Raw genomic sequence first — 21,152 nt, forward strand, 5'->3', positions numbered from 1 at the left:
CCGGTCAGAGATGACCGGGCTTTCGATTTTGCAGATAGGAGAGGACGATCTCGGCGCCCAATTCGCCCGGCGGTCTGCTTGTCGCCATGCGCTGCTGTACCAGCGCGTAGCCGTCGAGCATCGACGCGCGCTGGGCCGTCGGCCCGGACAGCCGCTCGACCCAGCGGGTCAAGGCGCCCGGACGAATGCTCTGGTTGAAATACTCCGGCACGATCGGGAAATCGGCGATGAGATTGGGAAGCGCCCCGCTCCAGATGCGGATGCGGTTGTGCAGCAACCGCACAAGCCAGTCGGCATCATAGGTAGAAACGACGGGAACGCCGGCTAGCGCAAGCTCTAGGATGACCGTTCCCGACGCGGCGATTGCCGCATCCGCCTTGTCGAAGGCAGCCCATTTCTCGGTGGCTCCCACCAATATTTCCGGCTGAACCGTCCAACCGGCCGTGATCTCGCGCACCAGTTTTTCCTGGCGCGGAACCGTCGGCAACAGCAAGCGGACGCCGGAATGCCGGCGAGCGAGTTCCTCGGTCATCTGCCTGAAGATCGGTAGCAGCCGCTTGATTTCGCTTGAACGCGATCCCGGCAGAAGCAGGCAGGTGGAAACCGCGCTACCATTGACGTCGTTCAGTCTTTCGCGTCGGCTGGCGCGGACGGCAAGCACATTGGCATCCGAGGCAAGCCGATGGCCGATATAGGTCGTCGGCGGCCCCTCAAGCTTGCGCATGGTCTCGGGCTCGAACGGCAGCACCGCCAGAACATGATCGACATAGCTGCGCATGCGCGGCGCGCGTTCCGGCTTCCAGGCCCATACGCTCGGGCAGACATAGTTGATGACAGGCAGATCCGGCAGCGCGTCGCGAACGCGACGCGCGACACGATGGGTGAAATCCGGACTATCGATGATCAGCAAGGCATCGGGGCGCGCAGCAATAATGGCATTCGCCGTCTGGCGGATGCGCAGAATCAACTTTGGCAGACGCGCGAGCACTTGCGAGAAGCCCATGATCGAAAGTTCGGAATAATCGAACAGCGATTCCAGGCCTTCGCCCTCAAGACCGTCGCCGCCAACGCCGACAAGCTCGACATCACGCCCGCATTGTGCACGCAGTGCCCGCACCAGATCTGCGCCAAGAAGATCGCCCGATACCTCGCCGGCAATGACCGCCAGCTTGTAGCCTTGTCCGCTCATGCTTTTCCCCGGTGACCGCTCCGCTCGACACCAATGACAAACAGCCCCGCGCGGTTGGCAGCTTCGATCACCTCCGCGCGCTCGAGCACCAGGGCGCGACCGGCCTCGACAGCAATTCCGGCAAGCCCGGCCGCGACAGCGCCAGCGACGGTCGATGGTCCGATCGATGGCAGATCCGCACGCAAGTCCTGCCCCGGCTTACAAAGCTTGACCAGAACGCCACGCCGACGCGCCGAGACGCGTCCTTCCGTCTTGAGTGTCGCCACCCGCTCGAGCATCGCATCGGTGCCCTCGGCGCCCTCCAGGGCAACCACGCGACCACCGACAGCGATGGCGCCCTGCCCCACGTCGAGTTCGCCAAGCGCGTTGGCGGCAGCGATGCCGGCCTCAACGTCGCGTCTGTCATCGTCCGATGGGGCGATAGCGCCAATCGGCCCTGGATCCGCCAGAAGGTTCGGAACCACCTCATGCACGCCGATCACGTGGGCGCCGCTTGCTTCGATGAGTTGCATCGCCATGCGCAAGACAGCGTCATCGCCGCCAGACACCAGCGTCTTCAAAACGCTCGGTATTCTGGCAAGCGTTTTCAGCGTCGGGCGAATGTCGCGCCATTCCGGTCTACGACGGACCCAGCCCGAAAGCACAACGCGGTCGATGCGTTGTTCTTTGAATGTGCGGCTGATGCCGGAGAAATCGCCGATGGCGAGCACGGAGTGATCGAAACCGACCCAATCGCTCTCTTCCGCTTCGCGCGAGAGCGCGATCACAAATGGATCTTCTCCACGGGCACGAACGGCCTCGGCCACATGATGCGGCAGCGCTCCGCCGCCGGCGATGATCGCGAGCCGGCCGCCAGTTGCTGCGCGGCTCGCCGTGGCCGACATCACGGTCAGGCCTTGCCGCGACTTGGTGAAGACAGTGCCCTGTCGCTTTCGGCTGCGATGAAATCGAGGATTTCGACAACAGGCGCACAGTCGGCATAATCAGCGCGAATGGCGGCGGCATTGGCGCGAACTGATTCTGGGCCCTCGAAGATCTGCTTGTAGGCGCGGCGAACCACGTGGATCGTTGCACGCTCAATGCCCGCCCGGGTCATGCCCACAACGTTCAGCCCGCTCAGGACACCGGGATTGCCGTTGAGCATGCCATAGGGAATGACGTCGTAGCTTACGGCGGAGAGGCCGCCGATGAACGCCTGACGACCGATGCGCGTGAATTGGTGCACGGCACAGCCGCCGCCAAGGATAGCGCGGTCCTCGATCGTCACATGGCCGGCCAACAACACGTTGTTCGACATGATGATGTTGCTGCCGAGGCGGCAATCATGCGCCACATGCGAATAGGCGAGGAACAGATTGTTATTGCCGACGATCGTCGCACCGCCATATTCGACGGTTCCCGCATTCATCGTGACACCTTCGCGGATCGTGCAGTTGTCGCCGATCTGCAAAATGGTGTCGACAGTGCTGTGATGCACGCTTTGCGAATCTCCGCCAATGACGGCATTCGGGAAAATCTTGGTGCCCTTGCCGACCGTCGTGCGGCCGGCGACAACGACGTGGCTCATCAGTTCCATGTCGTCTCCGAGAACGACTTTCGGCCCGATGTAGCAAAACGGGCCGATTTTGACGTTCTCACCGATGACCGCGCCATCTTCGATGATCGAGGACGGGTGGATCTTCGCTGTTGATGCAATCATGTTTAAGCGTCTTCCGTGCTGACTATCATCGCGCCGATATCAGCTTCCGCGACAAGTTGCCCGTCAACTTTTGCGTCACAATGAAACTTCCAGATATTGCCGCGCTGTTTCTGCTTCACGACATGAAACTCAACACGATCACCCGGAACAACCGGCTTGCGGAAGCGCGCATTGTCGATGGTCATGAAGTAGACGAGGTTGGTACCCGAAGCAGTCTTGCGCGCGCAGATCGCGCCCGCCGTCTGCGCCATGCCCTCGATCAGCAGGACGCCCGGCATGATCGGCTTCTCCGGAAAATGGCCGGTAAAGTGCGGCTCATTTGCCGAGACGTTCTTGATGCCGATCGCCGAATTGTCGCCGTCGATCTCGATGATCCGGTCGACGAGCAGGAAGGGATAACGATGCGGAAGAAGCTTCAGGATCTCCTGAATATCAGCCGTACCCAGAACCGTTGCCGCCTCACTCATTCGTGCCATCCTTCTTTTTCTGTCTGTCACTTGCGCGCAAGGCCATTTCGGCGACATCGCGCAGGAAATCGCGCATGGGGCGCGCTGGAATACCGCCATAGCGTTCGCCCGCAGGGACGTCGCTTGCAACGCCGCTCATGGCAGCGATCTGAACGCCGTCACCCACAGTGATGTGGCCGTTGACGCCGCTACCGCCGCCGATCATCACGCCGTCACCAATCCTGGTGCTGCCGGCGATGCCGACCTGACTGACGATGCCGCAATAACGGCCGATGCGGACGTTGTGGCCGATCTGTACAAGGTTGTCGATCTTCGTGCCTTCGCCGATGACGGTGTCGTCCATGGTGCCACGATCGATCGTCGTGTTCGCGCCGATCTCGACATGATCCTGAATGATCACACGTCCGACCTGAACGATCTTGATCATTCCACCCTTGGGGCCCGGCGCGTAGCCGAACCCATCCTGGCCGATCCGGGCACCTGGGTGAATGATGACACTGTTGCCGACAAGAGCGCAGAGAACGCTTGCGCCCGCCGCGATCGTGCAGTCTCGGCCAATGCGAACGCCCGGCCCTATGACGACACCTGCGGCAATTCTCGTTCCGCTACCAATTTCGGCGCCGGCCCCAACGACTGCCATCGGCTCGATCTCCACGCCCTCTTCAAGGCGTGCCGTCGGGTCAACGAAGGCGGCCGGCGACACACCGGCAAGGCTGGTATTGCGCGCCGGGCGCATGGCAGCCTCGTGCAAGAGTGTACCTGCCAGCGCGAAGGCCGTATGCGGCCGCGCAGTCAAGAGAACGGGAATGTGAGACGGTACGAGTGGGGCGATCGTCTTGTCGCAGATAATCGCGGAAGCCTGGCAGCTTTCCAGCTCAGCACGGTACTTGCGCGAAAGCATGTAACAGACGTCACCGGGCTTTGCCCGATTGACAGGTGCTACCGAGTGGATAGCGCGATCTGCCACCGCGCCATCCGTCAGATCCGCCCCAATTTGGTTCGCCAGGTCACCCAGACGAATCCCTTGATGGGGCGGAAAAAACCAATTCTGTTCCATGGACACTCCAGAACGATCTACTTTTGGCAGTTCTGGACTGCTTCTTTATCAGAACGACGAGGAAATACCGAACTTCAGATTCTGAACCCGGTCGAAATCTTCCTTCGCGATCGGCCAAGCGTAGTCGACACGCAGCGGACCGAACGGCGACGCCCAGATCAGGCCGAGACCGACCGATGCACGCAGCGAGGAGTCGTTACCCAGTACCGTTTCACTGGGCAGCGTAGCGACCTTATTGCTGTAGAGCGTACCTGCATCGGCGAAGATTGCGCCGCGGAAGCCGCTGTCACGCGGGATGCCAGGCAGCGGAAACGTTGCTTCGGCCGACGCCGTGAAATAGGTGGTGCCACCAAGCGCATCGCCTGTTGCCTGATCACGCGGGCCGACCCCGTTGCGCTCGAAGCCACGAATATCGTTGCTGCCCAGTTGGAACTGGTCAAAGACCTGAAGATCGCTACCGGTCTCGAAGATATGACCCGCACCGCCGGCAAGCGAAGCAATAATATCCGCCTCATCGTTCACCGTGTAATACCACTTGGCCTTACCGGTGATCTTGTAGAAATCAGAGTCGCCACCGAGGCCGGCGAACTCCTGCGTAAACGTCGCCAGAATGCCATCGTGCGGCAGTTGCGCATCATCGAGCGTGTTGTAAGTGATCGATTGCGATACCGACGAACGGACCCAGTTTCCGCCTTCAACCGCTCGGACGTAAGGCGAAGACAGATCTGCAATATTACCGCTATAGTCAAACGTCGTGAAGTTATACCGCAGCGTGGTCGACAGGTTCTCTGTGATCGGCGCCGCTATGCGCAGGCTGAAACCCTGGTCTTCATAGCTGTAGTCTTCGTCGTCGAAGTCGTTTTCGTTCTTGAAGACGTCGAAGCCGGCAGCCAGACGATAGCCAAGGAAATACGGCTCGGTGAACGAAACGTTGTAGGTCCGACTCTCTTCGCCGCGACCTGCCGCGACGCGAATGTACTGACCGCGACCCAGGAAGTTCTTTTCCTCGATCGAGGCTTCGACGAGGAAGCCGCCACCGCTGCCAGCGGAGTAGCCGGCACCGATACCGAACGAACCGGTCGACTGATCCTGTACGTCAACGATAACCACGACGCGGTCTGCCGCACTGCCAGGTGCCGTCGAGATATTGACGGTCGAGAAGTAACCGAGAGCCTCAAGGCGACGCTTGGCGCGCGCAACCATTTCCTGATTGAAGGCATCGCCTTCACCCATATCGAACTCGCGGCGAATGACGTAGTCGCGAGTTCGGGTGTTGCCGCGAATTTCGATACGCTCGACGTAGGCGCGCTCGCCCTGATCGACGAGATAGTCGACGGCAATCGTATGATTGCTGAGGTCGCGGTTACCGCGCGGCGTCACGCGGGCAAACGGGTAGCCAGCCGAAGCGACGCGCCTCGAGATCTCGCTCATCGTTTCCTGAATGTCCCTGGCCTTGTAGACCGAGCCTTCGCGGCTAAGCACGACGCCCTTCAGCGATTCGGCATCCACACCTTCAACCGTCGATTCGACAGTCACTGCACCAAAGTCGTAGCGCGGACCTTCTTCAACGGTGATCGTCACGGTGTATTCGTTGGTCGCCTCATTAAGAGAAGACTCGGACGAAACGACCTGGAAGTCGGCATAACCGCGGTTGTAGTAGAACTGACGCAGCAACTCTTCGTCAGCGCGCAGCTTGTCCGGGTTGTAGACGTCCTTGCGGGTCAGGAACGAGAAGATACCTGATTCCTTCGTCGCAATGATGGATTGCAGACGACCATCGCTATAGGCTTCGTTGCCGACAAAATTGATCTGCGCAATCTTGGTGCGCTCGCCTTCGTTGATGACGAAAGCAAGATTGACGCGACCTTCAGCGATCGGGACGACCTGGGTCGTCACAGTGACATCACTGCGACCGATCGCAGCATAGGCGTCCTTGATCGACTGGATATCCGTTTCGACCGTCGCCTGGCTGTAGGGTCCGAGCGGCTGCGTGCGGACGGCGAGCTGAAGCTTGTCGTCCTTGATCTTGCGGTTGCCGTTGAAGACGACCTGGTTGACCAGTTGGTTCTCGCTGACGGTGACGACAAGCGTGCCGCCAGCGACATTGATGCTGACATCGGAGAAATAGCCTGTCGCGTAAAGGCGCTTCACGGAAGCATCGATATCGGCGTTGCTGAAGCTCTTGCCAGGGACAATCGTGATGTTCGCACGAACCGTTTCAGCGCTGACGCGCGTGGCTCCGCGGACTTCAACACGACTAATGGTCGCGGCCTCTGCGACGGAAGCGCCTGCGAGCAATCCAACACCAGCGCCAGAAACCACCATACTCGTGGACAGCGCAAACGCCGACACCGCGTTCAAAAACCTTGAACCAGCTTTCATGTTCAAATCTTACCTTTTCCCAACGTCGCGCGGCAATTTCGTGCCGACTCCGGTCACGGTTGCCGTTTTACCCGCTTTTCCCATACAAGCAAGTCAGCTCGTTAATTTCTGTTTACTTCAATTCGAACCGTGGCTTAACGGCCACTACAGATTCGAGTTATCGTAAACAAATCCTTGCTGGACAAGCCATTGAAATCCAATCGTTCAGAGTATCGGTCGTCGTCCGCCTCAGATGCTCGCCGGCCGAACGCTAGCCGAAGAACATCGAAATGTCGTTCCAGGTCGCAAAAACCATGAGCATCAGCACCATGGCAAAGCCGATCCGATAAGCGACGTCCTGCGCAGCAGCTCCAACCGGCTTTCCGCGCAAGGCCTCAACCGCATAGAACATCAGGTGGCCGCCATCAAGCACCGGAACCGGCATGAGGTTAAGCAATCCTATGGAAACTGACAGGACGGCTGCAAGCTGCAGCACGGCAGCCACACCCAGTGTCGCCATTTGGCCCGAGGCCTGAGCGACACGGATCGGACCACCAAGCTGATCCGCCTTCATACGTCCCGTAACGAGGTTCGCCAGATAGTCGAACGTGCCGGTGACAATGTGCCAGCTCTGAAGCGCCCCCTGCCCTATGGCTTCGATCGGACCGTAAGTCACCAGTCGGAAATTGCCCGCATCCTGATCGGTGACGATACCGATGATTCCGACCTCCATCTTGTTGCCGAACTGGTCCGATATCTCGGTTCGCTCAGGCACCATCGGAAGATCCAGGAATGAACCGTCCCGCTGGATCCGGATCTTGATTTCCAGTTCAGGTCGCACGCTGACATAGCGGCGAACGTCGTCGAAGGTCGCGACCGGCGTTCCGTCGATGGCGATCAACCTATCGCGCGGAAGAATGCCTGCCTTGGCGGCAGCACTGTTCTCTTTCACCTGGGCAACGACCGGGTCCGCAACCGAACGCCCATAAACGGCGAAGAGAACGGCAAAAATGGCGATGGCAAGGATGAAGTTGGCGATCGGACCGGCCGCAACGGTCGCGGCACGCTTCCACAGCTTGGCGCCCAGGAAGGTTCGTGACCGTTCCTCAGGCGAGATCGCCTCCAGCCGCTTGTAATCGGGCGTACTGGCCGCATCCTCGTCGCCATAGAACTTGACGTAGCCGCCCAGCGGTATTGCACAGAACTTCCACCTCGTGCCGTGTTTATCGGTCCACCCGAGCAGTTCCGGCCCGAAGCCGACCGAAAAAGCCAGGATACGAATGCCCGACCACCGGCCGACGAGGTAGTGTCCCATTTCATGCACGAAGACCAAAAGGGTCAGCACCAACAGGAAGGGTACGATGTAGCCGGTCACGAATTGCAGGCCAACAAGCAGATATGTCATGAACTTTCCTTAAGCCTGCCACCAGCATCACAGGCCGAGCAAGACCGAACCAAAGGCGATCTGACGCCCATCGCTGAGGACATACTGTATCAGCACCAGGACCAGCGTAGCGATGCAGGCAAAGACCAATCCGTCGACCCGATCCATGACCCCGCCATGCCCAGGAATGAGATGGCTCGAATCCTTGACGCCGAATCGGCGCTTTATGAAGGATTCGAAGAGGTCTCCGATCTGGCTCGCGACGGAGAGAACCAGCGCCACAGCCGGGACACGCAGATCTTGCAGCGGAAAATATGCCATAAAAACGGCAATGCCGGCCACAACGCCGGAAATCGTCCCGCCAATGGCGCCCGACCAGGTCTTGCCGGGCGAAATGCGCGGCGCGAGCTTGGGGCCTCCGATCGCCCGACCGACGAAATAGGCAAGAATATCGGTTCCCCAAACGACGGCGAAGACGAACAAGGTCGCGATCAGGCCGGGTTGGTCAACCCCGCGCAGGGCCGCCAGCGAGATGCCGGTCAATCCTGCGTAGACGATGCCGCCGGGCAACCACCAGCTGCCTTTCTTGAGCGATACCCAAAGCACTGCGATAACGACAGCAATGAGCAAGGCCGGCAGACTGTAGCCGATATATCCGAGAAGAATGAGAGCGGCGATTATCGCCAGCGACAGCCAACCGAAGGCATTGCCTTGAAAATCGCGCTCCGGCAGCCCGGTAATCGTCGACCACTCGTAGTAAACGAGCAGTGCGATCAGGACCGAAAGAAGCTGGAAGGCCAAGCCGCCGAACCAGGTCGCACCGAGTGCGACCGCCGCGAGCACCACTCCCGAGGCGATGCGAAGCTTGAGTTCTGTTTGCATTTACGAACCAACCGCTAACGTCGGCTGCGCCAGACCGCCGAAGCGACGCTCGCGGCAGGCGAATTTCTCGAGCGCAGACAGAAACGTCTCACGCGTGAAGTCTGGCCAAAGCTCCGGAACGAACAGCAGTTCGGAATAGGCTCCCTGCCAAAGAAGAAAGTTTGAAAGCCGTTCTTCGCCGCTGGTGCGAATAATGAGATCCGGATCGGGAATGCCGGCCGTATCGAGCGAAGCGGCGATGCGCTCAGGCGTTATGTCCTCTGGCCGCAGACGGCCTTCGGCAACTTCAGTTGCCAGGCGGCGCATGGCGCGCGTCATCTCGTCACGCGCACCATAGTTGAAGGCGATCACCAGCGTAATGCCGGTATTCCCGCTCGTCGTCTCCTCAGCCTCGATCAGCAGGGGCAGGATGTCGCCGCGCAGGTTCGATCGCTCCCCGATGACGCGGATGCGAACGTTCTCGCGGTGCAGGTCGGCAAGGTCGCGACGAATGAAGGCCTTGAGCAAGCCCATCAGATCCGTCACTTCGGCCTGCGGCCTGTTCCAGTTTTCGGACGAGAAGGCAAACAGCGTGAGGTAACGGATCCCCGCTTCAGCCGCCGTCTTCACCGCGTCACGAACCGCTTCAACACCCTTGCGGTGTCCCATCGTGCGCGGCAGACCGCGCGCATTCGCCCAGCGCCCGTTGCCATCCATGATGATGGCAACGTGTTCCGGAACGGTGATCGGGATGAGATTTTGCATAAGGCGTCCGCGAAAGGAGACTCAGATCAAGAGCAGATCAGACCTGCATAATTTCCTTTTCCTTATCGACGAGCAAGCGGTCGATATCGGAAATCGTTTCATCGGTCATCTTTTGCACCCGCTCAGACTGAGCACGGCTAATATCCTGTCCGATGTCGCCATCCTTTTCGGCTTTTTTCAGGTCGTCCATACCATCGCGCCGAACATGGCGGACCGCGACCTTGGCCTTCTCGGCATAGTCGTGCGCCACCTTGACCAGCGACTTGCGGCGCTCCTCGTTGAGTTCAGGCAGCGGGATGCGCAGGTTCTGGCCGTCGATGATCGGGTTCAGGCCGAGGTTCGATTCGCGGATGCCACGGTCGACAGCGCCGACCATCTGCTTGTCCCATACCGAAACGGACAGCATGCGCGGTTCCGGCACGGTGATGTTTGCCACCTGATTGAGCGGAACACGCGAGCCGTAGGCTTCAACGGTTACCGGATCGAGAACATTCGCCGACGCGCGGCCGGTGCGCAGCGACGCGATATCGCTCTTGAATGCGGAGATAGCGCCGTCCATGCGACGCTTCAGTTCCTTCAGGTCTACACCTTCACTCATGGCTGGAAACTCCCGTTCTGTCTTTCATCGGCCGATAGCCGTCTTGCAGCTCTTAATTGTCGGTAACGATGGTGGCGCGGCCGCCACCCGTCAATATTTCAGCGAAGCCACCCTTCTCGTGGATCGAGAAGACGACGATCGGAATGGCGTTCTCGCGTGCGAGCGCCACCGCTGCCACGTCCATGACCGCGAGGCCCTTTTCCAGGACTGCGCTGTGGGTCAGGCGGTCGAAGCGTGTGGCCGTCGGATCCTTCTTCGGATCAGCGGAATAAATGCCGTCGACCTGCGTGCCCTTGAAGATCGCCTGTGCGCCCATTTCGGCGGCGCGCAAGGCAGCGGCAGAATCGGTCGTGAAGAACGGATTGCCCGTGCCGCCTGCAAAGATCACAACGCGTCCGAGCGACAGATGATAAAGCGTTGCGCGCTGCGAGAAGCTCTCGCAGATTTCCGGCATTGCGATTGCCGAGAGCACCACCGTGTCGATGTCGAGCTTGCGCAGAGACGTCGCCAGCGCCAGCGCGTTGATGACGGTCGCCAGCATGCCCATATGGTCGCCAGTTACCCGGTCGCCGCCCTTGGAGGCAACGGCCACGCCGCGGAAGATGTTGCCGCCGCCAACGACGACGCCCACTTCGACGCCCATGGCGCGTGCTTCGGCAATGTCGGCGGCAATGCGGTCGGCAACCGCCACATCGATACCGAAGCCCTGGCTTCCCATCAGGGCTTCACCGGAGGCTTTGAGTAGAACACGCTTGTAGATTGGCTCGGCCGACATCATCGCTCCTGAACAGATCGGTACGCGGGCGCACAAAACGGCGCGCTGCGTATAAGGACATATTGCGCTACCCGGTTTCAACCGCTGCGGAGCTTTTTCCGGCGGGTCCGGCGCATTGACGAAGCCGGATACACGAAGGGCACCGCGTTGTCACGCGATGCCCCAAGGTTTTCCAAACAAGGGTGAAGAAATCAGCCCTTGGCGACAGCCGCAACTTCGGCTGCGAAGTCCGATTCTTCCTTCTCGACGCCTTCGCCGAGCAGAAGGCGCGCCATGCCGGTCACTTCGATCGGTGCGCCAGCGAGCTTTTCAGCGTCCTTGACGGCCTGACCGACGGTGATTTCCGGGTTCATGACGAAGGCCTGCGACAGCAGGGCGACTTCTTCGAAGAACTTGCGCATACGGCCTTCGACCATCTTTTCGATGATGTTGTCCGGCTTGCCCGAAGCGCGCGACTGTTCGATGAACACGTTGCGCTCGCGCTCGGCGACAGCGGCGTCGACTTCGTCGGCGCGGATTGCCAGCGGGTTGGTGGCAGCAATGTGCATGGCGACCTGACGACCGACCGAGAACAGAACTTCCTTGTCGCCAACCGACTTCAGCGCAACGAGAACGCCGAGCTTGCCGATGCCGTCGCCGGCAGCGTTGTGGATGTAGGTGGCAACGACGCCATCTTCGACCTTGAGCAAGGCTGCGCGGCGAAGCGTCATGTTCTCGCCGATCGTGGCAATCGCGTCCTTGATCGTCTCGTCGACCGACTTGCCGGTTGCCGGGTAGTTGGCATTGGCAATGGCTTCGACAGAACCGTCGGTGCCGAGCGCGACGTTGGCAACGCCACGAACGAGTTCCTGGAAGGCTTCGTTGCGGGCAACGAAGTCGGTCTCCGAGTTGACTTCGACGACAACGGCCTTGACGCCGCCGCTGACAATACCGATGAGGCCTTCAGCAGCCGTGCGGCCCGACTTCTTGTCGGCCTTGGCGATGCCCTTGGCACGCAGCCAGTCGATCGCAGCTTCCATGTCGCCGTTGGTTTCGGCGAGCGCCTTCTTGCAATCCATCATGCCTGCGCCGGTCTTTTCGCGCAGTTCCTTCACCATTGCTGCAGTTACACTCATCTTTTTGCCTCTTTGTCTGTTTGGCTGGCGCGCTGCCCGCAAGTGGCGCGGCACCAGGAGGTGTGGCAGGGGAATGGCTTGCGTATGTGACACCGTGATGAACGCGCCCACCGCGATGATATCCGGGGCGCGGATCGCCGGCCCAAGCCGCTTCATCCCTCGCTGAAAAGAACAAGGCCGTTCAGACTTTTCATCACAAACGGCCTCGCCCCGACATTAGATTGGTGCGGCGGTTCATGCCCGCCGCGCCTTCCGATCAGGCTTCGGAGGCTTCGTCGAGCGCCGGCTCGATCATAGCTTCAGCCGATGCGCCGAGATCGCGGCCCGATGCGCCCTGCTGACGGGCAATGCCGTCGATGGCTGCACGAGCGATGAGATCGCAGTAAAGAGCGATCGCACGCGAGGCGTCGTCATTGCCCGGGATCGGGTAGTCGATCTGGTCCGGATCGCAGTTGGAGTCGATAACGGCAACAACCGGGATGCCAAGACGCTTGGCTTCGTCGATTGCAATCGATTCCTTGTTGGTGTCGATGATGAACATCAGGTCCGGCGTGCCGCCCATGTCGCGGATACCGCCGAGAGCGCGGTTGAGCTTTTCGCGTTCGCGCTCGAGGTTCAGGCGCTCCTTCTTCGTGAAGCCCGAAGCTTCCGAAGCGAGGATTTCGTCGAGCTTGCGCAGGCGCTGGATCGAGTTCGAAATCGTCTTCCAGTTGGTCATCATGCCGCCGAGCCAGCGAGCATTGACGTAGTACTGGGCCGAACGCTTGGCGGCGTCAGCAATGATTTCCGAAGCCTGGCGCTTGGTGCCGACGAACAGAACGCGGCCGCCGTTGGCGACGGTGTCGCTTACGATCTGCAGGGCGCGCGACAGCATCGGAACCGTCTGTGCGAGGTCGATGATGTGAACGTTGTTACGATCGCCGAAGATGTAGGGCTTCATCTTCGGGTTCCAGCGATGCGTCTGGTGGCCGAAGTGAACACCAGCTTCAAGCAGCTGGCGCATGCTAAAATCAGGCAATGCCATGCCTTTTCTCCTTTTCCGGTTGAACCTCCGCGAGACGTCGAGCTCATCTTTCGAAAAGCCCACCGGCGGAACGATCCGGATTTCTCCCGGAACATCCCATGCCTCACGTGTGGAATAGGCAGCCCCTTAGCGGCTACTGCCCGACAAATCAAGACTTGAAGTCTGTTTTTGTCATATCGACTACTTGCATTCCTCCGATTTGAAGACTTCGAGGTCGGCAAGCTTGCCGCTCAGCACGAAGTCGCCGTAATCCATCGTCAGGTCGCGGGTGATGCCGTTTTCGTAGAGTTTGAACGACATGCGGTAGATCGGCAGCGCGTCGCTGCTGTTGTCGTCGTTGAAATAGGAAATGGTGACCGGCCAATAATTCTCGGCGCCGAGCTTGCCGGCCTTGCCTGCATCCGGCTCATCGGGCGCCGGTTTACGCGACTTGCCGACGAAGGTCGAGGTGATCAGCGTCTTGTCGCCCGAATCGGAACCATCGAAGATCCGTGCCTCGAAAAAGCTCTCGCCCTTCTTGGCACGATCGATGACTTCGACCATGTGCTGGGTCGGAAACCGGCTTGCAGCCAGCTCGACCTCGCGCTTGTCCGGCGCGGTCAGCTCGACCTTGACGCCGGTCTTGTCGTCATGGGCCGTGCCGCGCACCTCCTTGTCGAGCTTTTCGTCGGTGAAGGAGCGGGTCAGAAAGCGGAAGTTGCCCGACTTCAGATCCTCATAGGTGGTCGTCTGCTGGTCGGTCATGCGCGTTTCTTCGCCGGTATTCACCTGCGTCACGAAACGGAAGCTGACCGTATACCCCTCGCAGGCCGATCCGTTGAACTCGTAGACCATGCGGCCGTACATGCCGGAGATACCCGAGCGGTCGGAAGCGTCTTTGAGTTCGAGATCGTAGACCGCCCGATGTGGCACGAGGACACTGGCGCTTGCCGTACCGACGCCCGAAACCGTCATCACCGCGAAGCAGGCGCTGCCTAAACTGGCGAGACCGAAGCCTTTACGAAACATCCGTTTCCTCCTGTTGGACTCGCCGGCAATGCTATAAACAAGCTTTCGGCAGAAGCGAGGCGTCACCACATTTAAATGCCGCATCCCGCTGCGATCCGGTCTGAATGCCGGATTTTAACACAAAAGACAACAACGGAGCTTTCCATGTCCGCAGAGATCGAAACGCGCCTCAAGGACCTCGGCGTCACCCTTCCCCAGGCTGCAGCCCCGGCGGCGAACTATGTGCCCTACGTCATCAGCGGCTCGATGCTCTACATCTCCGGACAGCTGCCAATGGAAGGCGGAAAGATCGCCGTTACCGGCCATGTGGGCAAGGACGTTGACGTCGCGGGCGCCCAGCGCGCCGCCGAACTCTGCGCGATCAACATTCTGGCACAAGCCAAATCCGCACTTGGCGGCGACCTCGGCCGCATCCGCCGGCTGGTCAAGATCAACGGCTTCGTTGCCTCGACACCAGAGTTCATCGAACAGCATCTCGTCCTCAACGGCGCATCCAACCTGCTTGCAAACGTCCTTGGCGACGCCGGCAAGCACGCGCGCGCTGCCGTCGGCATGGCCGCCCTGCCCTTCAATGCCGCCGTCGAGATCGACGCGGTCATCGAGATCGCGTGATCGGGTGCCGGGCATGACAGATATTTCCTGGCTGAAAGCTCAACCGATCGCCCATCGCGGCTATCACGACATGAACAAGCAAGTCTGGGAAAACACGCTTTCGGCGTTTTCCCGCGCTGTTGATGCCGGCTTTGCGATCGAATGCGACCTGCAATACACCGCCGACAGCGTGCCGGTCGTCTTCCACGACGACGACACCGAGCGGCTGTGCGGCATCAAGGGTGACGTGCGATCGAGGACGGCCGGCGAGCTCGGCCTGATGTCCATCGGCGGAACGAAGGACAGGGTGCCAACGCTGTCGCAAATGCTTCGGCTCGTCAAAGGGCGCGTGCCGCTCATCATCGAGCTCAAGGGACGCAAGGACGACGACGAGGGGTTTGCCGCCGCCGTCCTGGAAACGCTCGAAGGCTACAAAGGCCATGTCGCCCTCATGAGCTTCGACCATTGGTTGCTCAAGGATCTGAAAGCGCTCGATGCACCCTATCCGCTCGGGTTGACCGCCGAGGGGGCAAGGCCGGAGACCTTCTTCGTGCATGAAGAGGCCATGCAACTCGGCCTCGACTTCATCTCCTACCACTACGGCCATCTGCCGAACTCGTTCATCACCAAGGAACGTACGCTAGGCCGAACGATCATCACCTGGACCGTTCGCGACAGGCAGGCTGAAGAATATACCTACGCCAACGCCGATCAGATGACCTTCGAGGGTTTCGACCCGCGGGAGGCATTGATTTCCTGAGCTCATGTCCGACGCCGTCACCATCCGCATAGAGCAATCCTTCTCCGAGATACCGGCGGCGCGCTGGAACATGCTTTCCGGCGCGGCGAAGGGACGAGACGGGGCGGTCTACAACCCGTTCGTCTCGCACGCCTATCTCTCGGCGCTGGAGGAATCGGGCTCGGCCACGGCCAAAAGCGGCTGGCTCGGCCAACACCTGCTGATGGAGGGCGCTGACGGAGAGCTTCTTGGGGCGCTCGTCTGCTATCTGAAAAACCATAGCCAGGGCGAATATGTCTTCGACCACGGCTGGGCGGATGCGTTCGAGCGCGCCGGCGGTCGTTATTACCCCAAACTTCAAGGCTCCATTCCCTTCACGCCCGCAACCGGACCGAGGCTCCTGACGGTTTCGGGCCAAGACGGCTCGCCCGTACAGGACGGGCTTGCGGCAGGTCTGAAGGAGCTTGCACGGCGGCATGACGCCTCATCGGCGCATGTGACCTTCGTCCCGGATGCCGAGATGCCGGTATTCGAACGGGCAGGTTTCCTGCATCGAACCGACCAGCAGTTCCATTTCCTGAACGAAGGCTATGGCACGCACGGCGAATTCCTGGAAACGCTGGCATCCAGAAAGCGCAAGGCCCTGAAGAAGGAGCGTCGCGCCGCACTCGAAAACGGCATCACGATCGACTGGTTGACCGGCAGCGATCTGACGGAAGCAATCTGGGACCAGTTCTTCACGTTCTACATGGACACCGGCGACCGCAAATGGGGGCGCCCCTATCTCACCCGCGCCTTCTATTCGCTGATCGGCGAGCGCATGGCGGACGACATTGTGCTGGTGATGGCACGGCGCAACGGCCGCTATATCGCAGGCGCGATCAACTTCATCGGCGGCGACGCGCTCTATGGCCGCCACTGGGGCTGCATCGAGGAGCACCCCTTCCTGCATTTCGAAGTCTGCTATCACCAGGCCATCGATTTCGCCATCGCAAAGTGCCTCAAACGCGTGGAAGCCGGCGCGCAGGGCGAGCACAAGCTCGCCCGCGGCTACATGCCGGTCACGACGCATTCAGCGCACTACATCAGCCATCCCGGCCTCGCCCGGGCGGTCTCGGACTATCTCTTCGCGAACGAAGGGATGTGGAAGAGACGGCTGAGTTTCTTGCCGAACACGGCCCTTTCCGCAAAGGTGAGCGCCAGGACGATTGAACCGCTCTCGGCGCTGGCCGGATCCAATCTACGAGGAAATACAATGAGCGTTTACGACACCAACAACATCTTCGCGAAGATCCTGCGGGGCGAGATCCCGTCGCACCGGGTCTACGAGGACGATGCGACGATCGCCTTCATGGATGTGATGCCGCAGGCTGAAGGCCACATACTGGTCGTCCCCAAAGCCGCTTCCCGCAATCTGCTGGATGCCGACGCTACGAGCCTGCCGGCACTGATCACCGCCGTTCAGAAAATCGCCGTCGCAGCCAAGGAAGCCTTCGACGCCGACGGCGTGACGATCATGCAGTTCAACGAGGCTCCTGCCGGCCAGTCCGTCTTCCACCTGCACTTCCACGTTATCCCGCGGCGCGACGGAATTCCGCTGAAGCCGCATTCCGGCACGATGGAAGATGGCGCGGTATTGGCCGCCAACGCCGAGAAAGTGCGCCAGGCACTTTAAATGCGAATCTGACGGTCGCACCAGCGGCCGTCACCGGCTGCGTATTGAGCCCCTAAAGTATGTCCCGCAAAAGTGTTCAGCGGTTTTGCGATAACGACATACGCAAAAACAAAAGCTTAAAGCGCATCAAGTGAATCTGAAAGATCGCGACGCACTTTAGAAGCCCAGCCACCATAGGCCTGCAGCCAACGTTGCGATCGTTGTTGCTATGCCGATTGCCGGTTTGCGGCCAAGCAGGAAGAATGCCGTTGCCCCTATCGCGACGGCTCCCAGACGCAGCCATAACGGCGATTGCTCAAGAACGCCTGTCGGATAGAGTATGAGCTTGGCAATGACGGCTGCGACGAGCGCAGTCGCCACCGCCCTCACCCAGTTCAATGCCTCGGAATCGTCGCGCAGCCGGTTTCCGGCGATAACACCCAGCCAGCGCCAGATGTCGGTCGCGAGCCAGCCGGCGATCGCGATGAAGGCGTAGGCCCACCAACCGTCCTGCCAGGTCATGCGCCGATCTCCCGGCGACGGCGCCAGAGCCCTTCCACCGCCCAGGCCAGCGTGCCGCCGCCAACGCCTGCGAGCAGGATGTCAAATTCAGGGGCGAGCCAATAGAACAGCGGACTGGCGATAAGACCGAAGAGCAGCGCGATGTAGACCACCGGATGACGTGCCGAATGCCAGATCGAAGCCAGGAAGTAGATCGGCGTCAGGAAGAACAGGCAGCCGGCGACAATCGGCGGAAAATCGGCGACAAAGTGATAGACGATGGCGACCAACACCATGTTGGCGACGACGAGCGTGATGCCAAAGCCGGCGAAGAAGGCAACGCGCTTCTCGCGTGGCACCGCCTGCACCTTTTCCATGGCAAAGACCCAGGCGGTGATCGCGACAAAGTGCGACAAGAACAGCAGTAGCCATGTCGGCGTTTTCGCTGTGCGCAGCTCCGGAATGAGTGCTGCAACCATCGGCATCAACCGGACAGACGAAAGCGACACAGCGAGGAAAGCAGCCGCGAGACTGGCACCGCTCATCATCGAACTGACGAGAATGACCTTGGCCGGCAGTGCCCACACCATGCCGGTCATGAAAACGACCTGCTCCGGCGGAATTCCAGCCTGAGCCGTCAGGGAACAGAAGCCGACGAAGGACAGCATCAGGATAAAGGCCGGAAGGCTGAACAGGCCACGCATCCCAGTCAGAAACCAGACGACCGACGACTGGTCGTTTTCATCACTCTTCATCAGTCATTCCGGGATTGTTTTCATTCAGAGAAACGCTGCCGGATGAGACCATCCGGCAGCGCCAAACATCATGCCCGATCGGGCTACTTCTTGCGTGGCACCTTCGGCACCGTCTTGCCCTTTCGTGGGCTCGCCTCGCCGGCAGCCTTACCGTCGTCGTCCGAAGACGACTTGGTTGCTACCTTCTTCGGCTTGGCCTTCGGTGCCGGTTCAGCGCCGACGGCTTCCTTTTCCTCGGCCTTCTTCGGTTTGGCGCTCTTCATCGCGGGGCGGGTCACTTCCGCCTTCGGCCTGATTGGCGCCGTTTCCGGAACGGCATCAAGCAGCAACCCCTTGGTTCCGTCGGCCTTCGTGCCGATCGTCACGCGCAGTACGCCGCCCTTCTTCAACTTGCCGAACAGAATCTCGTCGGCGAGCGGTTTCTTGATGTGCTCCTGGATGACGCGGGCGAGCGGCCGCGCACCCATCTTCTCGTCGTAGCCCTTCTCGGCAAGCCACGCGATGGCATCGGGCGCCAGATCGAACGTGACGTTGCGTTCGGCCAACTGGGTTTCCAGCTGCATGACGAACTTCTGCACGACCTGATGGATAACCGGCGTCGGCAGCGATGCGAACGGGATGACCGCATCGAGACGGTTGCGGAACTCGGGCGTGAACAGGCGGTTCAACGCTTCTTCGTCCTCGCCGGTGCGCTTGGACGACCCGAAGCCGATAGCGGCCCGTGCCATTTCCGAAGCGCCCGCATTGGTCGTCATGATCAGGATGACGTTACGGAAGTCGATCTTCTTGCCGTTGTGATCCGTGAGCGAGCCATGGTCCATGACCTGCAGCAGGATGTTGAACAGGTCTGGATGCGCCTTCTCGATTTCGTCAAGCAGCAGCACGCAATGCGGATGCTGGTCGACGCCATCGGTCAGAAGGCCGCCCTGGTCGAAGCCGACATAGCCGGGAGGTGCACCGAGCAGACGCGACACGGTGTGCCGCTCCATGTATTCCGACATATCGAAACGTAGGAGCTCGACGCCGAGCGACGTCGCAAGCTGCTTGGCGACTTCGGTCTTGCCGACGCCGGTCGGACCGGAGAAGACGTAGCAGCCGATCGGCTTGTTCGGTTCACGCAGGCCCGCGCGGGCGAGCTTGATCGACGAGGCAAGCGCCTCGATCGCCAGATCCTGGCCGTAGACGACGGAACGCAGTTCCTTCTCGAGGTTGGCCAGCACCGCCTCGTCGTCCTTGGAGACGGTCTTCGGCGGAATGCGGGCCATTGTCGCGACGGTGGCTTCGATCTCCCGCTCGGTGATCAGCTTGCGGCGCTTGCTGACCGGCAGCAACATCTGGGCTGCACCGGATTCGTCGATCACGTCGATCGCCTTGTCCGGCAGCTTGCGGTCGTTGATGTAGCGGGCCGAAAGCTCGACCGCCGCCTTGATCGCCTCGTTCGAGTATTTCAGATGATGATAATCCTCGAAGTAGGGCTTCAGGCCTTTCATGATCTCGATGGTATCGGCGATCGTCGGCTCGTTGACGTCGATCTTCTGGAAGCGGCGCACCAGCGCGCGGTCCTTTTCGAAGAACTGCCGGTATTCCTTGTAGGTGGTCGACCCGATGCAGCGGATCGCGCCCGACGAAAGCGCAGGCTTCAACAGGTTCGACGCATCCATAGCGCCGCCTGAGGTGGCGCCGGCACCGATGACCGTATGGATTTCATCGATGAACAGCACCGCACCCGGGTAGTCCTCGAGTTCCTTGACGACCTGCTTCAGGCGCTCTTCGAAATCGCCGCGATAGCGCGTTCCGGCCAGCAGCGTGCCCATGTCGAGCGAAAAGATCGTCGCGTCCTGGAGCGCCTCCGGCACCTTCTTTTCGATGATGCGCTTGGCAAGGCCCTCGGCGATCGCCGTCTTGCCGACGCCGGGGTCGCCGACATAGAGCGGGTTGTTCTTCGAACGGCGGCAGAGAACCTGGATCGTGCGGTTGACCTCGGCGTGGCGGCCGATCAGAGGATCGATCTTGCCGGACTTCGCCTTTTCGTTGAGATTGACGCAATAGGCCGTCAGGGCATCCTGCTGCTTTTTGGCGCTTGCCTCTTCGTTTTCGCGTGCAGGCTTCTGCTCGGATTCGTGTTCCTCAGCTCCGCGCACCGGACGTGCCTCGGAGCTTCCCGGCCGTTTGCCGATACCGTGCGAGATGAAGTTGACCGCGTCGTAGCGCGTCATCTCCTGCTCCTGCAGGAAATAGGCGGCATGGCTCTCGCGCTCGGCGAAGATGGCAACGAGAACGTTCGCCCCCGTCACTTCCTCGCGTCCGGACGATTGGACATGAATGACGGCGCGCTGGATGACGCGCTGGAAACCGGCGGTCGGCTTCGAATCCTCGTCATAGCCGGTGATCAGGTTCGACAATTCGTTGTCGACATAATCTGTCACGGTCTTGCGCAGCGTCTCGAGATTGACGTTGCACGCGCCCATCACGGCCGCTGCGTCGGCATCGTCGATCAATGCCAGAAGCAGATGCTCAAGCGTCGCATATTCGTGGTGGCGCTCGTTGGCAAAAGTCAGTGCCTGGTGCAGCGCCTTTTCGAGGCTGGGCGAAAATGTTGGCACGTTAGT

The 21,152-nt window shown here is 60.3% G+C and carries 20 protein-coding genes and 1 pseudogene; 4 read left to right on the forward strand and 17 right to left on the reverse strand.

Annotated elements, in window-relative coordinates; translation table 11 throughout:
* Positions 1 to 4: 4 nt before the first annotated feature.
* From lpxB to BKP54_RS10505, 14 genes are all read right to left on the reverse strand, one after another.
* Complete coding sequence (gene lpxB, locus BKP54_RS10440; RefSeq protein WP_057205058.1) at positions 5 to 1,189, reverse strand: lipid-A-disaccharide synthase; 1,185 nt, start codon at positions 1,187 to 1,189, stop codon at positions 5 to 7.
* The gene (locus tag BKP54_RS10445; protein WP_025426829.1) at positions 1,186 to 2,073 is read right to left on the reverse strand and encodes an LpxI family protein; all 888 of its coding nucleotides are present in this window, start codon (positions 2,071 to 2,073) and stop codon (positions 1,186 to 1,188) included. Before BKP54_RS10445 ends, lpxB begins: the two co-directional genes overlap by 4 nt.
* A 5-nt stretch (positions 2,074 to 2,078) precedes the next feature.
* On the reverse strand, positions 2,079 to 2,888 hold the full coding sequence (gene lpxA / locus BKP54_RS10450) for an acyl-ACP--UDP-N-acetylglucosamine O-acyltransferase (RefSeq protein ID WP_025426828.1): 810 nt from the start codon (positions 2,886 to 2,888) through the stop codon (positions 2,079 to 2,081).
* A 2-nt stretch (positions 2,889 to 2,890) separates the two neighbouring features.
* Complete coding sequence (gene fabZ / locus BKP54_RS10455; protein ID WP_025426827.1) at positions 2,891 to 3,355, reverse strand: 3-hydroxyacyl-ACP dehydratase FabZ; 465 nt, start codon at positions 3,353 to 3,355, stop codon at positions 2,891 to 2,893.
* Positions 3,348 to 4,412 carry a UDP-3-O-(3-hydroxymyristoyl)glucosamine N-acyltransferase gene (gene lpxD / locus BKP54_RS10460; protein ID WP_025426826.1) on the reverse strand — a complete coding sequence of 355 codons (1,065 nt, stop codon included), beginning with the start codon at positions 4,410 to 4,412 and terminating at the stop codon, positions 3,348 to 3,350. Before lpxD ends, fabZ begins: the two co-directional genes overlap by 8 nt.
* Before the next feature lie 48 nt (positions 4,413 to 4,460).
* Positions 4,461 to 6,794: an outer membrane protein assembly factor BamA gene (gene bamA / locus BKP54_RS10465; protein ID WP_025426825.1), complete on the reverse strand. Its 2,334-nt coding sequence runs from the start codon at positions 6,792 to 6,794 to the stop codon at positions 4,461 to 4,463.
* A gap of 250 nt (positions 6,795 to 7,044) precedes the next feature.
* A complete protein-coding gene (gene rseP, locus BKP54_RS10470; RefSeq protein ID WP_025426824.1) occupies positions 7,045 to 8,178 on the reverse strand; it encodes an RIP metalloprotease RseP in 1,134 nt (377 codons plus the stop codon).
* A 27-nt stretch (positions 8,179 to 8,205) separates the two neighbouring features.
* Positions 8,206 to 9,039 (reverse strand): phosphatidate cytidylyltransferase, encoded by an 834-nt coding sequence (locus BKP54_RS10475; protein ID WP_025426823.1) that lies wholly within the window; start codon positions 9,037 to 9,039, stop codon positions 8,206 to 8,208.
* Positions 9,040 to 9,783: an isoprenyl transferase gene (locus BKP54_RS10480; RefSeq protein ID WP_025426822.1), complete on the reverse strand. Its 744-nt coding sequence runs from the start codon at positions 9,781 to 9,783 to the stop codon at positions 9,040 to 9,042.
* A 37-nt stretch (positions 9,784 to 9,820) separates the two neighbouring features.
* On the reverse strand, positions 9,821 to 10,381 hold the full coding sequence (frr, locus tag BKP54_RS10485; RefSeq protein ID WP_025426821.1) for a ribosome recycling factor: 561 nt from the start codon (positions 10,379 to 10,381) through the stop codon (positions 9,821 to 9,823).
* Between the two features lie 52 nt (positions 10,382 to 10,433).
* A complete protein-coding gene (gene pyrH / locus BKP54_RS10490) occupies positions 10,434 to 11,156 on the reverse strand; it encodes a UMP kinase (protein ID WP_025426820.1) in 723 nt (240 codons plus the stop codon).
* A 191-nt stretch (positions 11,157 to 11,347) separates the two neighbouring features.
* Positions 11,348 to 12,271 (reverse strand): translation elongation factor Ts, encoded by a 924-nt coding sequence (gene tsf / locus BKP54_RS10495; RefSeq protein ID WP_025426819.1) that lies wholly within the window; start codon positions 12,269 to 12,271, stop codon positions 11,348 to 11,350.
* A 256-nt stretch (positions 12,272 to 12,527) separates the two neighbouring features.
* Positions 12,528 to 13,295 carry a 30S ribosomal protein S2 gene (gene rpsB, locus BKP54_RS10500; RefSeq protein WP_038576045.1) on the reverse strand — a complete coding sequence of 256 codons (768 nt, stop codon included), beginning with the start codon at positions 13,293 to 13,295 and terminating at the stop codon, positions 12,528 to 12,530.
* A 180-nt stretch (positions 13,296 to 13,475) separates the two neighbouring features.
* Positions 13,476 to 14,303 carry a cell envelope integrity EipB family protein gene (locus BKP54_RS10505; protein WP_025426817.1) on the reverse strand — a complete coding sequence of 276 codons (828 nt, stop codon included), beginning with the start codon at positions 14,301 to 14,303 and terminating at the stop codon, positions 13,476 to 13,478.
* A gap of 144 nt (positions 14,304 to 14,447) precedes the next feature.
* Between BKP54_RS10505 and BKP54_RS10510 the strand changes: the two genes are divergently transcribed.
* The 4 genes and pseudogenes from BKP54_RS10510 to BKP54_RS10525 all read left to right on the forward strand — a co-directional run bounded on the left by BKP54_RS10510 (position 14,448) and on the right by BKP54_RS10525 (position 17,308).
* Positions 14,448 to 14,915: a RidA family protein gene (locus tag BKP54_RS10510; RefSeq protein WP_025426816.1), complete on the forward strand. Its 468-nt coding sequence runs from the start codon at positions 14,448 to 14,450 to the stop codon at positions 14,913 to 14,915.
* 13 nt (positions 14,916 to 14,928) lie between these two features.
* A complete protein-coding gene (locus tag BKP54_RS10515; protein ID WP_057205061.1) occupies positions 14,929 to 15,654 on the forward strand; it encodes a glycerophosphodiester phosphodiesterase in 726 nt (241 codons plus the stop codon).
* Positions 15,655 to 15,658: 4 nt separating this feature from the next.
* Positions 15,659 to 16,845, forward strand: a pseudogene (locus BKP54_RS10520) (GNAT family N-acetyltransferase).
* 43 nt (positions 16,846 to 16,888) lie between these two features.
* The gene (locus tag BKP54_RS10525; protein ID WP_025426813.1) at positions 16,889 to 17,308 is read left to right on the forward strand and encodes an HIT family protein; all 420 of its coding nucleotides are present in this window, start codon (positions 16,889 to 16,891) and stop codon (positions 17,306 to 17,308) included.
* Between the two features lie 156 nt (positions 17,309 to 17,464).
* Here BKP54_RS10525 and BKP54_RS10530 read toward each other — a convergent pair whose 3' ends face one another.
* From BKP54_RS10530 to clpA, 3 genes are all read right to left on the reverse strand, one after another.
* Complete coding sequence (locus BKP54_RS10530) at positions 17,465 to 17,809, reverse strand: AzlD domain-containing protein (protein WP_038576042.1); 345 nt, start codon at positions 17,807 to 17,809, stop codon at positions 17,465 to 17,467.
* A complete protein-coding gene (locus BKP54_RS10535; RefSeq protein WP_025426811.1) occupies positions 17,806 to 18,543 on the reverse strand; it encodes an AzlC family ABC transporter permease in 738 nt (245 codons plus the stop codon). Before BKP54_RS10535 ends, BKP54_RS10530 begins: the two co-directional genes overlap by 4 nt.
* A gap of 83 nt (positions 18,544 to 18,626) precedes the next feature.
* Complete coding sequence (gene clpA / locus BKP54_RS10540; RefSeq protein WP_025426810.1) at positions 18,627 to 21,146, reverse strand: ATP-dependent Clp protease ATP-binding subunit ClpA; 2,520 nt, start codon at positions 21,144 to 21,146, stop codon at positions 18,627 to 18,629.
* Positions 21,147 to 21,152 lie beyond the last annotated feature (6 nt).

The organism is Ensifer sp. 1H6 (assembly GCF_001976035.1).
Taxonomy (GTDB): domain Bacteria; phylum Pseudomonadota; class Alphaproteobacteria; order Rhizobiales; family Rhizobiaceae; genus Ensifer; species Ensifer canadensis.

Bases quoted from the DNA above. Each gene is read 5' to 3' on its own strand.
- rseP (WP_025426824.1), bottom strand. From the start codon at position 8,178: ATGACATATCTGCTTGTTGGCCTGCAATTCGTGACCGGCTACATCGTA.
- BKP54_RS10535 (WP_025426811.1), bottom strand. From the start codon at position 18,543: ATGAAGAGTGATGAAAACGACCAGTCGTCGGTCGTCTGGTTTCTGACT.
- pyrH (WP_025426820.1), bottom strand. From the start codon at position 11,156: ATGTCGGCCGAGCCAATCTACAAGCGTGTTCTACTCAAAGCCTCCGGT.
- bamA (WP_025426825.1), bottom strand. From the start codon at position 6,794: ATGAAAGCTGGTTCAAGGTTTTTGAACGCGGTGTCGGCGTTTGCGCTG.
- fabZ (WP_025426827.1), bottom strand. From the start codon at position 3,355: ATGAGTGAGGCGGCAACGGTTCTGGGTACGGCTGATATTCAGGAGATC.
- frr (WP_025426821.1), bottom strand. From the start codon at position 10,381: ATGAGTGAAGGTGTAGACCTGAAGGAACTGAAGCGTCGCATGGACGGC.
- BKP54_RS10475 (WP_025426823.1), bottom strand. From the start codon at position 9,039: ATGCAAACAGAACTCAAGCTTCGCATCGCCTCGGGAGTGGTGCTCGCG.
- BKP54_RS10445 (WP_025426829.1), bottom strand. From the start codon at position 2,073: ATGTCGGCCACGGCGAGCCGCGCAGCAACTGGCGGCCGGCTCGCGATC.
- BKP54_RS10530 (WP_038576042.1), bottom strand. From the start codon at position 17,809: ATGACCTGGCAGGACGGTTGGTGGGCCTACGCCTTCATCGCGATCGCC.
- rpsB (WP_038576045.1), bottom strand. From the start codon at position 13,295: ATGGCATTGCCTGATTTTAGCATGCGCCAGCTGCTTGAAGCTGGTGTT.
- lpxA (WP_025426828.1), bottom strand. From the start codon at position 2,888: ATGATTGCATCAACAGCGAAGATCCACCCGTCCTCGATCATCGAAGAT.
- BKP54_RS10515 (WP_057205061.1), top strand. From the start codon at position 14,929: ATGACAGATATTTCCTGGCTGAAAGCTCAACCGATCGCCCATCGCGGC.
- BKP54_RS10510 (WP_025426816.1), top strand. From the start codon at position 14,448: ATGTCCGCAGAGATCGAAACGCGCCTCAAGGACCTCGGCGTCACCCTT.
- BKP54_RS10505 (WP_025426817.1), bottom strand. From the start codon at position 14,303: ATGTTTCGTAAAGGCTTCGGTCTCGCCAGTTTAGGCAGCGCCTGCTTC.
- lpxD (WP_025426826.1), bottom strand. From the start codon at position 4,412: ATGGAACAGAATTGGTTTTTTCCGCCCCATCAAGGGATTCGTCTGGGT.
- lpxB (WP_057205058.1), bottom strand. From the start codon at position 1,189: ATGAGCGGACAAGGCTACAAGCTGGCGGTCATTGCCGGCGAGGTATCG.
- tsf (WP_025426819.1), bottom strand. From the start codon at position 12,271: ATGAGTGTAACTGCAGCAATGGTGAAGGAACTGCGCGAAAAGACCGGC.
- BKP54_RS10525 (WP_025426813.1), top strand. From the start codon at position 16,889: ATGAGCGTTTACGACACCAACAACATCTTCGCGAAGATCCTGCGGGGC.
- BKP54_RS10480 (WP_025426822.1), bottom strand. From the start codon at position 9,783: ATGCAAAATCTCATCCCGATCACCGTTCCGGAACACGTTGCCATCATC.